We start from the raw sequence: 13,994 nt of genomic DNA, 5'->3' as shown, positions 1-13,994 counted from the left end.
CGGCGGTACTTCGGTATGGAGTCCTGCTTGCGGGTACTGGAAGGCAAAAGGCCCAGCCATTGGCTGGGCCTTTTGTTCTTTCTGCGTTATGCGCCGCCTTCGGCCTTCCCGATCTGCGTGAGCAGATTCTTCTCGAATTCGGGATAGGTCTTGGCGTCGTCGTAGCCACCCAGTGTCCAGCGCCAGTGGCCCTGTTTGTCGATGATCCAGGTGCGCGGGACAAAATTCTGGACGTTGGGGTAAGAGGCGGCGGCCAGCACCGGGAAGGTATATCCCTTCCTGCGCATGAAGGGCAGCACCTCGCCGGGGTTCTGGTCAATGTTGAAGGTCAGGATCACCAGGTCCTTGCGGCCCTTCTCCTTCTCGTAGAACTTCTCGAGCATCTCGTCCTGCAGGTTGCAGGGGCCGCACCAGGTGGCCCAGGAGACGATAAGGACCACCTTGCCGGCGAGCTCGGACTGTTTCCACGTCCTGCCGGAGAAGTCGGAGAGGACGAAGGCTGGCATGGTATCGGTGACCGGCTTCCATCCGTCCTCGGAGGCGGCGACCGCGGCCTTCTTCTTCGCCGCGGTCGGGGGCCTGGCGGCGGTCTCGGAGGTCTTTGTGTCCATGATCTTTGCGTCGGGGGTCTTCGCGTTGGTGGCTTCGCTGGCTGTACCTAGCGCCGGCGGATTCCACGCCGTCCATGCCGTCTCCGAGCCGCCCTGCGCGGTCCACAGCGTGTGGAACTCGGTCATGAGGCGATCCTCGAGGACGCCATGCTGCCAGTCCGGTGGCTCGGCGCGGTTGTCGAGCGCCAGCCGGTAGTAGGCCAGCGCATCCTGGGGGCGATGCTCGAGCGCGGCGAGCCGGGCGCGGTTGGTCCAGTACTGGGTGAGGTCCTTCTCGTTCGCGGGCGCGGGTCCTTCGATGCTCGCACGCAGCGGCGAGGCGGCCTGCGGCTGGTTCGTGAGCAGGGCCGCCTGCAGGATGAGGCCGACTGTATCCAGGTCTTCGCTTTCTTTATAGCGATTGAAGCGCTTGATGTCGTCGGCGGTCAGGGATGCGGACCAGTTGGGCTCGGTGTGGCCACCGCCCTTGTAGGTGCTGGTCTTTTCGAGCAGATCGAGCGCGCGTCCGGGAGCCCAGCTACGATCGAGCAGGAATTTCGCCAGCGCGTTCGGATTCGTGGACAGTACGCCGTAGCCGCCGTAGGTCTCGGTGGACTTTTCGTAGAGATCAAAGGCCGCCATGCCGTCGGACTCGGAGACGAAGGGATCATCCTGCACGGTGAAGTAGAACTCGGTGCGCTGCAGGTAGGCATCATCCGGGTAGAGGCTCATCGAGCGCTTCACCTGGGCGATGCTGGCGGCCTCATAGGCGCGCCAGGCATCGGTGTTCTTCTGGCCCTCAGGCTGGGGATGCTCCTTGTGCCACTGCGTCCAGTCGAGGTTTTCGGCTGGAGACTGGTTGGGGAAATCCTTTGCCGCCTGCGCGCGCATGGCATCCAGCTGCTCGTTCGAGGCACCGGCCAGCGAGTAGCCTTCGATGAGAAAGAGTCGCCAGTCTCCGTCTCCGTTGGGTACAAGTTTTTCGAGGCGCGCCAGGTCTTCGTGGATCTGTGCGCGTTCGGCATCGTGCTCAGCCGGCGGACGGACGAGGAATTCGCGCTGCCAGAGGATCTTGTAATCCATTAAGCGCTTTGGATCACTCTGCTGCGCAAGCTCGGCGCGCAGTGGGGCAATGGTTTTCGGGGTGATGGAAGGATCGGAGCGTAGCTTGTAGGCTTCTATCTGCGTGCCGAAGGAGCTTGTCTCGACCCAGGTAGGACACAGGCTATAGAAGCGCTCGAGATTCGTTTTGAAATCGACCTCCTTATCTTTGCCCTTCCTTCTGTAGAGCTCAACTAACTCAAAGGCCGGCCATGGAAAGCCGGGGTCCTTTGCCTGAGCGGCCTGGTAGAAGCGAATGGCTTCGTCGAAGTTTGTATCCGCCTGGGCTTTGCCGGCCAGCAGTAGCGCCATCGGGTCGTCCGGATGCGCCTTCGCGCCGGCGATCCACTGCGCGCGGAGCGCCTCGTGTGTGGACTTGCCGGCGTCTCCTTCGAGCATGGAGGTCGTGTTCCACTGCTCGCGGTAGAGCAGGTACTGGTGCGGATACTTTGCGATGAGCGCGTCGAGGGTCTGCTTCACGTGCGCATTGCGCTCGACGGTGGGCAGCTTGACCAGCTCGTCCTGCGAGAGCGGGCCGAGGAAGGCTTCGCGCACCTCGGGGGCCCCGCAGCCGTAGGTGGGGGAAAGCTGTTGTGCGTGCGCATGGAGCGCTCCAGACGCGAGAGCAAGAAAGAGAACGAACGCTGGACTGCGCATGACGGCTCACCTCGAAGGGGTTGAGGTTCGACAACGGACTGCGCTGCTGTGCGGCGAGCCGGCGTCTTATCCGAGCGCCGGCTCGCCGCGAATATTAGACCATGGAAAAGGAAATAAGAAAGGCCCGGCTGAATAAGCCGGGCCTTTGTGCTTGCTGAGTTGCGGGTTAGTTCGACGACTGAGCCGTCTTCGTGTCCACGGTGCGCCACTTTTCCGCGAGCGATTTGTCCGCGAGCGCCTTGATGTAGACGCCGCCAACCACGCTGCGGGCCTGGAAGCCGGACTTCTCGCCGGTCTTGGTGTCGTACCAGTCGGTGAGCGGCACGCGGCTGGGTGTCGCGCTTACCCACTTCTGGATCGGCGCCATGATTGCGTCGAAGTCTTCGCGCTTGTCGGCCAGCGTTGCGGTCCAGACCTGCCAGTCGAGCTTGGTGTAATCGGCGCGGCTGTCGAGCGGCAGGCCGTACTCATTGATGTGCTTCAGGTAGAAGGCCATTTCCGTCTGGCGCACGCTGTTGGGGAAGATGTGGAAGCCGAGGATCTGATCCCACACGAGGTTGTACTTCTGGCTCCAGGTGTCCGGACGGTCGAAGGCCAGCTTGTAATGGTCGCCGTCGCGGGCCAGCTGCTCCCACTTCGTGGCCATTCCCCTGGTCATCACCTCGTACTTTTTGGCCGTGACCGGGTCGCCGATGCCACGCGCCATCTGCGCGTAGGCGGCGAGGGCGTCGATGGCCTTAATCGAGAGATTGGCGTTGTGTGCGAGGTGGCCGGCAAAGTCATCCGTCGAGAGCTGGTTCTCGGGATCGAGGCCCTTGTCCTTCAGGTACTCAGCCCACTTGGTAAAGAGCGGCCAGTACTCCTTCGCAACATGCCAGTTGCCCTCGGTCTGGCCGAGCGCGGCGGCCAGGATCAGCAGGTTGCCGGTTTCTTCGACCGGCATCTGGTTCTCTTCGGTCTGCTCGCCGCCGCCGTAGACCTGTCCGTCGGCCAGCGGGTAGAAGCCGAGGTCATGCGGGGCGAAGGGGAAGCGCCAGCGCGGCAGTTCCGCGTAGTCGAACACCGGTTTGAGCTCGGCCTCGAGCAGCTCGGGATTGAAGAAGAGGAAGAACGGCGCGGTCGGATAGATCACGTCCACCGTGGCGATGTCGCCGTCGGAGAAGTTCTCCTTTGCGTAAAGGCGCGGCTTGCCGTCGATATCGGCCGAGAGGCCGTGCGCAGCCAGCGTCTGCCGATAGGCGAGCAGTGCCACGTCGCGATAACCGGGACCGCCTGCCTTTTCGAGATCGGCGGCCAGGTCGGCATCGTATTTTGCGCCGCGATCCATCAGCTCGGAGTACTGCTGCTCGGCTTCGGTGAGCATCTCCTGTACTGGCTTGTTATTGCGCTGCCAGTAGGGGCGCTGTTTCCTGCCCAGGTATTCGATCGCATAGTCCTCGGTGTAGGAGACGAGGACGTGGCGCGAGGCCGAGCCGCTTACGGGGACGTCGATGGGCAGTTCCACGGCAAGCTGGGCAGCGTCGTCACGCGGCGTGGCCGGCATGTCCATGTCGTCGGAGGTGGGCAGCATGCCCGTATGGACGAAGTCATGGATGGCCTCCCTGGAGGCGGCGAGGGTTGCGGCCTCATCGTTGGGGACAGCGAGGTGGAAGTAGCCCCAGTCGATGCGGAGGTTGTCGCCCGAGCGGTTGAGCACCTGCTGGTCGCGCGAGCCGATGTTCAGCACGTGCAGGTTTGTCGTGTCGCTGCGGCCCCAGGTGACTTTCTGGTTGTCCGTGTCGACGGCGATGCGCCCATCGACGTCGAGCAGCAGCTCGACCTTGTGCGAGGAGTTGTCCGTGCTGTCGAGTGTCCAGGTGAGGTAGGTGACCGGACGCGAAAGCAAGTCGATGTCCTGCGGGAAGGCGGGGGTGAAGAAATCGAGGGTGAGTTTTACGCCGCCGCCGGTGAAGACATAGGTCGTGTTCGTCGCTCCGACGGTGACGGACTGCTGCTCCATGGCCGGCACGTCGCCGGGCCAGCCTCCCATGTACCGGAAGGGCTTACCGTCGATGCGGAGAAGCCCGGTAAAGGGCTGCTCGGCGCCGGTCCAGTGGCGGGTGGGGCCGCCGGTGAGCTTGTCCCCCATGGACCAGACGCTGAAATAGGGGTTGTGGGTGATAAGCGGCACGGCCGGCGGGCGGAGCTGCTGGGCGGCTGCGGGAAGCAGGGCAGAAAGCAGAAACGAAGAGACGGCAATCAGGCGGCGCGATGCAAACGCTTCCATGGAACCTCGCGAAAGACTTCAGGTAGCGACCGGGGGACGCAAGTCTTTTGTACCAGAACTGCTTCGCGCAGGGCGGATCGCTTCGGGACTGGCCGTCCAGGCCTTTGCCTTCGGCTGCTTCGCGCAGGGGTGTTACGGCGTGGTGCTGGTGTGGTCGAGGATGATGCGCCAGCCTTCCGGTTCCCGCTCAAGGATGAGGGAGAAGATGCCCTGGGCGTCGCCCCCGCCACTGGCGGTACGGGTCAGGTGGAAGTGGCCGACAACGAGAGCGTGGTCGGGTCCCAGCATGCGCACGGACTGCTCGGAGAAGTCGAGATGGCCCATGGCCTCGGGCGTGGAGTAGCGCTTCTTATAGCGCTCCAGGATGGGCTGGTAGCCGTGCTGGACACTGGAGCCGATGAAGGTAGTCTCGGGCGAGTCTTTATAGCCGTGCATGAAGGTTTCGACGTCGCCCCGGTTCCAGGCGGTCTGCTGGTCGTCGAGAACCTGGAGGATGGCGGTTTTGTCCTTCGCGGCAGGCGTGCTGCCGGTGCCGGCCTGCTGAGCCTGGGCGTCCCGGTTCAGGGGGTGGCCGAGGAGCAGGGCGCAGGCGCATAGAAACGCAAAGAAGAGGTGTGGGCGGCGGGTCGGGATCGAGCGCATGGGAGTCATTCTCCGGGCGTCCCTATTGTGCCAGAGGATGGCCGGATTTTTATTCCGCAGGCTTCGGGGTGCGGAAATCAAACTCGAACGTCCAACGGTGTGATGAGTTCGGCAGGCGAAGTCCCGCGCCTTCCGATAGACTAAGAGCGGATTTTCGAGTCTACAGGGGTCGCCATGCCTCTTGAGGCGGGTTTCCAGTGCGCGGGCTGTGGAGAGTGGAATGAGACGGTTGTGGATGAGAGCGGCGGCCGCCGGCAGAGCTACGTCGAGGACTGCCAGGTATGCTGCAAGCCGAATGAGCTTGCCATCGAATGGGATGGCAAAGGGTATCTCATCCGGGCCGAACTGGAAGGATGACCGCGCCGGGGCGCGGTTTGCGGCAAACGTCTGATGAAGCAAGGATCTCCGGCGCACATCTCGGAGTTGGGTTCTACCCGGTCCGTCCCTTATAATCGCCTTTTCCTCAAGATTCGCCTGATTTTCTGCAGTGAGGGTGTGACTATTTTTCCCGTCGAACGCTGGGGCGCAAGCTCCTCCGCACAAAAGAGCCAGACTTTGCGCCGTAGCCTCCGTCGCACGCTGCAGTTTCTTCCCCTGTTCTGCTGCCTCCTCGCGCTTACAGCGTGGGGCCAGCAGTCGCAGCAGATCGTCAGCCAGATCCGGGTCATCGGTAATCGCGAGATTCCGAAAGAGACGGTGCTGGCGCGCATGTTCAGCCATGTCAACGATACGTACGATCCGTTGACGGTCGAGCGCGATTTCAACTCGCTGTGGAATACCGGCTATTTCGACAACGTGTACATCGAGAAGGAAGACTCCCCCAAGGGCGTCATTCTCGATGTGTACGTGACGGAGAAGCCGACGATCCGCGAGATCAATTACAAGGGCCTGAACTCGGTCACCCAATCCGACGTCCTCGACCGCTTCAAGAAGGAAAAGGTCGGCATCTCGGTCGAAAGCAAGTTCGATGAGGCGCGCATGGCCCATGCCATTGCGGTGCTCAAGGAGCTTCTCGCTGAGCACGGACACCAGTTTGCGACCATCAAGCCGGATATCAAGAAGATTCCGCCGGCCTCGGTGCAGATCAACTTCATCATCAAGGAAGGCCCCAAGGTCAAAGTGGGCGATATCCGCTTCACAGGCAATGAGCATGTGAAGTCGCGCGAGCTGCGCGCCGCTATGCGCAATCTGCGCCCCGTGGGTATTCCGCACTCAATCTTCCTCGAGAACCTTTTCGCGCGCACCTACGACGCGAGCAAGCTCGAAGAAGATTCCGAGCGTGTGCGCCAGGCTTACCGTGACCGCGGCTACCTGCGCGCCAGCGTAGGCGACGCCAAGACGCACCTGCGTAATGAAACGGGCCTGTCGCTCTTCACCTTCCGTCCGAAGAAGGGCAAGCGGATCGATATTGCGCTGCCGATCGATGAGGGTGGCCGTTATCGTCTCTCGAAGATCACCTTCACCGGCAATAAGGCCGTGACCAATGTGCGCGCCCTGCGCGCCCAGTTCGCCATCAAGGACGGCGAATACTTCAACGCGACGGCATTTGCGAAGGGTCTTCAGAACCTGCAGAAGGCCTATGGCCAGCTCGGTTACATCAATTTCTCCGGCATCCCGAACCCGACCTTCGATGAGGCAAACCACACCGTCGCCTTCAATGTCGACATCGATGAAGGTAAGCCTTACTACGTATCTCGGATCGAGTTCCAGGGCAACACGACCACGCGCGACTTCGTTATCCGCCGTGAACTGATGCTCGAAGAAGGCCAGGTCTATAACAGCCATCTGTGGGAGCTGAGCCTGCAGCGCCTCAATCAGCTCGACTACTTCGATCCGCTCAAGGTGGACCAGGATTCGGAGACGCACCAGAATGCCGAAGCCGGCACCGTGGACCTGCTGCTGAAGGTGAAGGAAAAGGGCAAGAACTCGATCGGCCTGAACGGCGGCGTCAGCGGCCTGGGCGGATCGTTCCTCGGCCTCAATTATCAGACCAACAACTTCCTCGGTCTGGGTGAAACGCTGAGCGTCCAGGCGAATCTGGGCGAGGTGCAGCGCAACATCCGCTTCGGCTTCAATGAGCCGTACGTGCACAACCGTCCGTTGAACCTGGGCTTCCAGATCTTCAACAGCAAGCAGGACTACAACTCGTCGAAGAACTACAGCCTCACCGGCTCGGCGAACCAGTCGATTGCGACCCAGTCGCTGCTGCAGAAGTACAACCAGGAGTCGACCGGCTTCTCGGTCTCGGGCAGCTATCCGATCCGCCGCAGCTTCAAGCGGCTCGGCTTCACCTATACGCTGGACAAGTCCTCCGTCTCGACCTTCAGCGCGGCTTCGACCAGCTTCTTCCAGACGCTGGCCTTCCGCAGCGGCATCCAGGGGCAGAACGCGCTCGAAGGTATCGTGAGCAGCATGGCGTCGTTCAGCTTCATGGAAAACAAGCTGGATGCGACCTATCAGCCGCACTCGGGACATGAGCTCTCGGCGCTGCTGCAGGTGGCCGGCCTCTGGGGCAATGTCCGCTATATCAGCCCGGTCGTGGAATATCGCAGTTTCCATCCGGTGAAGGGTCTGAAGTTCGATCGCGAAGGCCGCAACGTCTTCGGCTATCGCCTGCAGGCTTCTTATATCCATGGCGTCAGCGGCGACGTCGCGCCGCCCTTCAACCGCTTCTATTCGGGCGGCGAGTCGGAACTGCGCGGCTTCGATATCCGCTCGGCGACGCCTTACGGCTTCGTGCCGACGAAGGTGATGTTCAACCTGACGAATCCCGACGGCAGCACGGTTCCGCGCGATCCGACCAACCCGAGCGACGGCGCCATCCAGATTCCGCTGCCGGTCTATGGCATTGCATCGATCGGTGGCGACCTGAATATCGTTGCCAATCAGCAGTACACCATTCCGATCTATGCGCGCACGGTGGCGTTCGTGATCTTCAACGATTTCGGCATGGATATGGCGACGTCGACGAGCCAGCTGCGGCAGAGCCCGGAAGGTCAGGCCATGCTCAATTCGCCCCTCTACGGCTGCCCGAACTATACGAATGGGGCCTGCCAGGGCGGCGTGCAGATCCAGTTCGACAAATACATCGCGCCCATCTCGGGCACGAACTATGTGCCTCGCGACTCGATCGGTGGAGAGCTGGACGTGATGATGCCGATTATCAACGCGCCTATCCGCATCTACTATGCCTACAATCCGGTTCGTCTGGAGAAGGACTTTGCCCAGCAGAACCTGATCACCCGCAGCATGTTCCCCTCGGGCGGCGCAGGCGACTACACCTACAAACTGGCAGAGGAGTTCTACGGTTCTCAGTTGCAGCTGCGCGAGCCGAAGAAGACCTTCCGGCTCTCGGTCAGCACCACCTTCTAACTCGTTCATACCTGGAGAAAACCGGCGGAATTCAGCATATTTTGACTGTTCGCCGGTTTGACCTTGCCTATGGGCGCACCTATAATTCGGCTCAGTTCCTGAGAATGTCTTCTGGTCGTGTCTCGTCACTGCAATCCGATCGTCTAAAGATCGGTATCTGCCTCACGAACATTGCAGCGGGTAGATCAGGAAGCGAAGTTCGCTTCCGCGTGTGCGGGCGATCCAATTGAAAACGGAGGAAACTTTCATTTCCATGATGCGCGTGATTTCACGTTCGATAACTCTTGCCGGTCTGCTGACCGCAGGTCTGGGCCTCAATGCCTTTGCTCAGGCGGGCGCAGCCGCGGCCTCGACCGCTCCGACGGGCGCGACCAAGGTTGCTGTGATCAACTTTCAGGCCGCCGTTCTTGGGAGCAATGAGGGACAGCGGAACATGGCCGAGCTGCGCAAGAAGTTCGAGCCGAAGCAGACGCAGCTGAAGAATGAGGCCGACTCTATCGATGCGCTCAAGAAGCAGCTGCAAACCTCCGGCAGCACGCTGAGCGACGCCGATCGTCAGGCCAAGCTGAAGCAGATCGACGACAAGGAGAAGGAGTATCAGCGCAGCGGTGAAGATGCGCAGAACGACTTCCAGAGCGAGATGCAGGAAGGCTATCAGCAGCTGGCCGAAAAGGTCTTCGCAGTTCTGAACTCCTACGCAACTGACAACGGCTACGGCCTGGTACTCGATGCCTCGGCAGGCGGCCAGCAGCAGCTGCCGACCGTTCTGTGGGCGAACAAGGAAGCCGACATCACGAAGGCTGTCGTGGATGCCTACAACGCGAAGTCGGGCATTCCTGCTCCTGCACCTTCGGCTCCGACTCCGGCCAAGAGCGCAACCCCGCACACCGCGGCTCCGAAGCAGTAACTCCAGTAGCAACAAGGCGGCTCGTTCTACGAGCCGCCTTATTTGCTGCTACAATTTGTTGACGATTCCCTCTCTGGGCATCGTTCTCTGTGGAAAAAAATGTGGAATATTTTCTGGCCTCAGGGGTAAATGCCCTGCCGGAAAATCTCCGCGCCTCGGCGCGGATGCCTTCTGCCCTTTCTAAAAGCATGATTCTGCACCGGTTTGGGGCATCACGCCGGCGGCCGTGAATAAAATTTCATGCTTGCGCCAAGGGCGCGGTGTATCTAAGCGCTTTCCACAGAAGCGGTTAAAGGCGTGTAACTTTCATCGGCCGCAATCGATTACAACTTTGTGCCTGCTCCTGCCATGCAAGCAGAACGACAGGGCCTATCGGCCGCTGTCGTCCCCTATTTTGAGCACGGCGAGGAAGGCTTCCTGCGGGATATCGACCTTGCCGATCCGCTTCATGCGCTTCTTGCCTTCCTTCTGTTTTTCGAGCAGCTTGCGCTTACGCGAGATGTCGCCGCCGTAGCACTTGGCGATGACGTTCTTGCGGATGGCGCTGACCGTTTCGCGGGCGACGATCTTGGCGCCGATGGCCGCCTGGATGGCGACTTCGAACATCTGCCGTGGGATGAGCTCGCGCATCTTCGAGACCAGCGCCTTGCCGCGGTCGTAGGCGAAGTCGCGGTGCACGATGATCGAGAGCGCGTCGACCGGCTCGCCTGAAACGAGGATGTCCATCTTCACCATCGGCGAAACCCACGTTCCGGAGATGTGGTAATCGAGCGAGGCGTATCCGCGCGAGACGGACTTGAGGCGGTCATAGAAGTCGAGGACGATCTCGTTGAGCGGCAGCTCGTAGGTGATCATCACGCGCGTGGGTGTGACGTACTCGAGATTCTTCTGGCGGCCGCGCTTGTCCTCGACCAGCTTGAGGATGCCGCCGACATACTCTTCATTCGTCAGGATGGTGGCAGTGATGATCGGTTCTTCGATCTGCTCGATCTCGGTGACGTCCGGCCAGCGCGAGGGGTTATCCACCTCGAGAATGGAGCCGTCGGTCATGGTGATCTTGTAGCGCACGCCAGGCGCGGTGGTGATCAGGTCCAGGTCGAACTCGCGCTCCAGGCGCTCCTGGATGATCTCCATGTGCAGCAGGCCGAGGAAGCCGCAGCGGAAGCCGAAGCCGAGCGCGGCCGAGCTCTCCGGCTCGAAGAAGAAAGACGAGTCGTTGAGGCGAAGCTTCTCAAGGGCTTCGCGGAGCATGGTGTGCTCGTGCGAGTCGACGGTGTAGAGGCCGGCGAAGACCATCGACTTGATGTCTTCGAAGCCGGGGAGCATGTCGGTGGCCGGTGCGTCGGCGTCGGTCACCGTGTCGCCGATCTTGGTATCCGCGACGTTCTTGATGGTCGCGACGAAGAAGCCGACTTCGCCGGCGGACAGCTCTGCGATCTCGACCGGCTTGGGTGTGAGCACGCCCATCGATTCGATATCGAAGACCTTGCCGTTCGACATCAGCTTGATCTTCATGCCCTTGCGCATGCGTCCGTTGATGACGCGGGCGAGCACGATGACGCCGCGATAGGGATCGAACCAGGAGTCGAAGATGAGCGCCTGCAACGGCTTGTCCGGATCGCCGGTGGGCGGGGGCAGGCGGTGGACGACCGCTTCGAGAATGTCGGGCACGCCGAGGCCGGTCTTTGCGCTGACGGGAATCGCATCCGTCGCGTCGATGCCGACAGCGGACTCGATCATCTCTTGCGTGCGCGGAATGTCGGCACTGGGTAGATCGATCTTGTTGATGACCGGGATGATCTCGAGGCCGTTGGAGATGGCGAGATAGGCGTTCGCGAGCGTCTGTGCTTCGACACCCTGCGAGGCATCGACGACCAGCAGCGCGCCTTCGCAGGAGGCGAGCGAGCGCGAGACTTCATAGGAGAAGTCGACGTGGCCGGGCGTGTCGATCAGGTTGAGCTGATAGGTGTTGCCGTCCTTCGCCGGGTACATCATGCGCACCGAGTGCGCCTTGATGGTGATGCCGCGTTCGCGCTCGAGGTCCATGGCGTCGAGCACCTGCGCCTGCATCTCGCGCGCGGTCAGCGAACCGGTCAGCTCGAGGAGGCGGTCAGAGAGCGTGGACTTGCCATGATCGATGTGCGCGATGATGGCGAAATTGCGGATGTACTTGCTGTCCATGTAAGGGATAGAGGCGCGCAGCGGGCAGCGCGGAATGAACCTTTCAAAAGACAAGTTTATCAGGCGGCGCTGACCGTGGGGCCTTTCGTCTTCGGCCTCTGCTCCCGCTGGTCGGCACTTCGTGCGGCCTTTGGCCTTCGGCCTCTGCTCCCGCTGGTCGCAATCCCGGATTTTTTGCGAAGCCATGTTTCAGAGTCACGACTTGTGGGCACCCGGGAGGCGAAGGGGGTGACGGTGAAGGGACGCGAAAGCGAGCCGCGGCGCAGGGAAAAGGGCTTCTGCGCGTCCGCGCCCCATACAATAGCCCCATAGACGCAGCAGGCTGCGAGGCGGAGTGAGAGAACTCCACCGCTCCTTCGTCTCATAGATAAGGCATGTCTCTTTCCCGATCGCTCCTTGCTCTCGTCGCGTTGTCGCTTCCTGCGGCAGCGATCTCGCAGCCTCAGAATGCTGCACCGCAGCGCAATGCCGCCCAGCATCAGCGCGTGGAGCAGCTGATCCAGAGTGTCGAGAAGGCTTATCAGAACGGCGTTTCCAATTACCAGCAGGGACACCTGGAGGCAGCGCGGTCGAACTTCGACTACGCGGTGGATCAGATGCTGACGTGCGGGATTCCAATCAAGAACGATCCGGACCTGAGCGCGGAGTTCGACCATATCGTCGATGCGGTGAACACACTCGAAATGGATGCGCTGACCCAGGGCAATGGCCTGAGCGCGCCGGCTGATCCTACGCCGGCCGAGGCCGCGGAGCAGGCAACGTTCAAGGTGGATCCCACCGTGGTGGCCGAGGCGCAGGCGGCGCTGAAGACCACGCAGTCGGATTTGCCGCTGGTCATCAATGACACAGTGGCCGGCTATATCGACTTCTTCACCAAGAGCCGCGCGGGGCACGCGACGATCGTGGCTTCCTTGCAGAGGGCCGGACTGTATCGGGACATGATTCAGAAGGTGCTGAAGCGGGAGGGCCTGCCGCAGGACCTGATCTACCTCGCGTTTGCCGAGTCGGGCTTTCGTCCGCGCGTGGTGAATGCCGGCTCCGGGGCCGGAGGCATGTGGCAGTTCATGCCCTGGGGCGTGTATGGGCTCGATCGCAACGGCTGGTATGACGAGCGCTTCGATCCGGAGAAGGCGACGGAGGCTTACGCGCGTCTGATCAAGGCCAACTACGATCAGCTGGGCGACTGGTACCTGGCAATTGCTGCCTACAACTGGGGCGCGGGTGCGGTGCAACGGGCCGTGCAGCGCACGGGCTACGCAGACTTCTGGGAGCTCTACAGGCGCAACAATTTGCCGGAGCAGACCAAGCAGTACGTGCCGGAAATCATTGCCGTGGCGCTGATTGCGAAGAATCCCAAGCAATATGGGCTGGACAGCATCGTGCCCGATCAGCCGATCGTGACCGATACGGTGCAGACGAACTATTCGGTCAGTCTGCAGCTGGCTGCGGACATCGTGGGTTCGACGGCTTCGGATCTGGCGGATCTCAATCCGAGCCTGCTGCGCGGTGTGACACCACCGGATGAGAGCTTCGATCTGCACCTGCCGGCAGGAACCAAAGAGCTTTTCGAAAAGCGCATTGCGGCGATTCCCGAGGACCGGCGGCGCTACTGGCGTTTTCACGCCGTGCATGCGGGAGACACGCTGGAAGAGGTGGCGCGCGAGTATCACGTGAGCGCGTCGGAGATCGCGGCAGAGAATCAGATTGCCGGCGGCTCGGATCTGAGCGGGCTCGATGCGGTGGTGATCCCGGTATCGCCGGTGACGGCGCCGGTGCGCAAGAGTGCTCTCTATGTAACGCGGCGCGGAGACTCGCTCATCACGGTTGCCGATCGGTTCAATGTGACGGTGGAAGATCTCAAGGCATGGAACCACCTGAGCAGCTCGGCCGTGCCTGCGGGGCGGCGGCTCTACATCAGCGAGCCGGCGCATGTGAGTTCCGCGCGTCGAACCGAGCGGGGTGCAGCGACGCAAGCGCACAGAACAGGAAAAGAAAAAGCCGGTGTTACAAAAGCCGGCTCGGCGAAAACAGGCTCCACAAAAGCCGGCACTGCGAAGGGCCGGAGCACATCGGAGGCCAGCGCTTCGACGAAGCGGAAGCCGCGTCATTCCTGATCGCGAAGCACTTTTCGCTGCGCGCGTTCTGATGCCGGGTGGAGTGCGGGATGTGACTGTCCCTGCGCATGAGTCGCGGAAAGCCGCATGCAGCGCGGACTTCGCGCATGCAGGCAAACTTGATTCATACCTTAAGGAACGGCTTGCGTTCCTTCGCAAAGCGT

The 13,994-nt window shown here is 61.4% G+C and carries 8 protein-coding genes; 4 read left to right on the top strand and 4 right to left on the bottom strand.

The window, feature by feature from the left end; translation table 11 throughout:
• Window positions 1-86: 86 nt before the first annotated feature.
• The 3 genes from ESZ00_RS06175 to ESZ00_RS06165 all read right to left on the bottom strand — a co-directional run bounded on the left by ESZ00_RS06175 (window position 87) and on the right by ESZ00_RS06165 (window position 5,256).
• On the bottom strand, window positions 87-2,348 hold the full coding sequence (locus ESZ00_RS06175) for a TlpA disulfide reductase family protein (protein ID WP_129207256.1): 2,262 nt from the start codon (window positions 2,346-2,348) through the stop codon (window positions 87-89).
• Window positions 2,349-2,514: 166 nt separating this feature from the next.
• Window positions 2,515-4,614, bottom strand: coding sequence for a glutaminase family protein (locus ESZ00_RS06170; RefSeq protein WP_129207255.1), 2,100 nt, complete (start codon window positions 4,612-4,614; stop codon window positions 2,515-2,517).
• Between the two features lie 132 nt (window positions 4,615-4,746).
• The gene (locus ESZ00_RS06165) at window positions 4,747-5,256 is read right to left on the bottom strand and encodes a YybH family protein (RefSeq protein WP_164981365.1); all 510 of its coding nucleotides are present in this window, start codon (window positions 5,254-5,256) and stop codon (window positions 4,747-4,749) included.
• Window positions 5,257-5,430: 174 nt separating this feature from the next.
• On the opposite strand from ESZ00_RS06165, the gene ESZ00_RS06160 reads away from it, so the two are divergent.
• The 3 genes from ESZ00_RS06160 (at window position 5,431) to ESZ00_RS06150 (ending at window position 9,535) form a co-directional block, all read left to right on the top strand.
• The gene (locus ESZ00_RS06160; RefSeq protein WP_129207253.1) at window positions 5,431-5,613 is read left to right on the top strand and encodes a CPXCG motif-containing cysteine-rich protein; all 183 of its coding nucleotides are present in this window, start codon (window positions 5,431-5,433) and stop codon (window positions 5,611-5,613) included.
• A 198-nt stretch (window positions 5,614-5,811) separates the two neighbouring features.
• On the top strand, window positions 5,812-8,628 hold the full coding sequence (gene bamA / locus ESZ00_RS06155) for an outer membrane protein assembly factor BamA (protein WP_229740993.1): 2,817 nt from the start codon (window positions 5,812-5,814) through the stop codon (window positions 8,626-8,628).
• Window positions 8,629-8,881: 253 nt separating this feature from the next.
• Window positions 8,882-9,535, top strand: coding sequence for an OmpH/Skp family outer membrane protein (locus ESZ00_RS06150; RefSeq protein WP_129207251.1), 654 nt, complete (start codon window positions 8,882-8,884; stop codon window positions 9,533-9,535).
• Window positions 9,536-9,904: 369 nt separating this feature from the next.
• On the opposite strand, the gene lepA is transcribed toward ESZ00_RS06150, so the two are convergent.
• Window positions 9,905-11,716 (bottom strand): translation elongation factor 4, encoded by a 1,812-nt coding sequence (gene lepA, locus ESZ00_RS06145; protein WP_129207968.1) that lies wholly within the window; start codon window positions 11,714-11,716, stop codon window positions 9,905-9,907.
• Window positions 11,717-12,090: 374 nt separating this feature from the next.
• Between lepA and ESZ00_RS06140 the strand changes: the two genes are divergently transcribed.
• Complete coding sequence (locus tag ESZ00_RS06140; protein WP_229740992.1) at window positions 12,091-13,830, top strand: transglycosylase SLT domain-containing protein; 1,740 nt, start codon at window positions 12,091-12,093, stop codon at window positions 13,828-13,830.
• Window positions 13,831-13,994: the final 164 nt, after the last annotated feature.

Source organism: Silvibacterium dinghuense (genome assembly GCF_004123295.1).
Lineage (GTDB): Bacteria > Acidobacteriota > Terriglobia > Terriglobales > Acidobacteriaceae > Silvibacterium > Silvibacterium dinghuense.
Note: the sequence above shows the minus strand (reverse complement) of the source record. Positions and strands in the feature narration are given on the sequence as shown.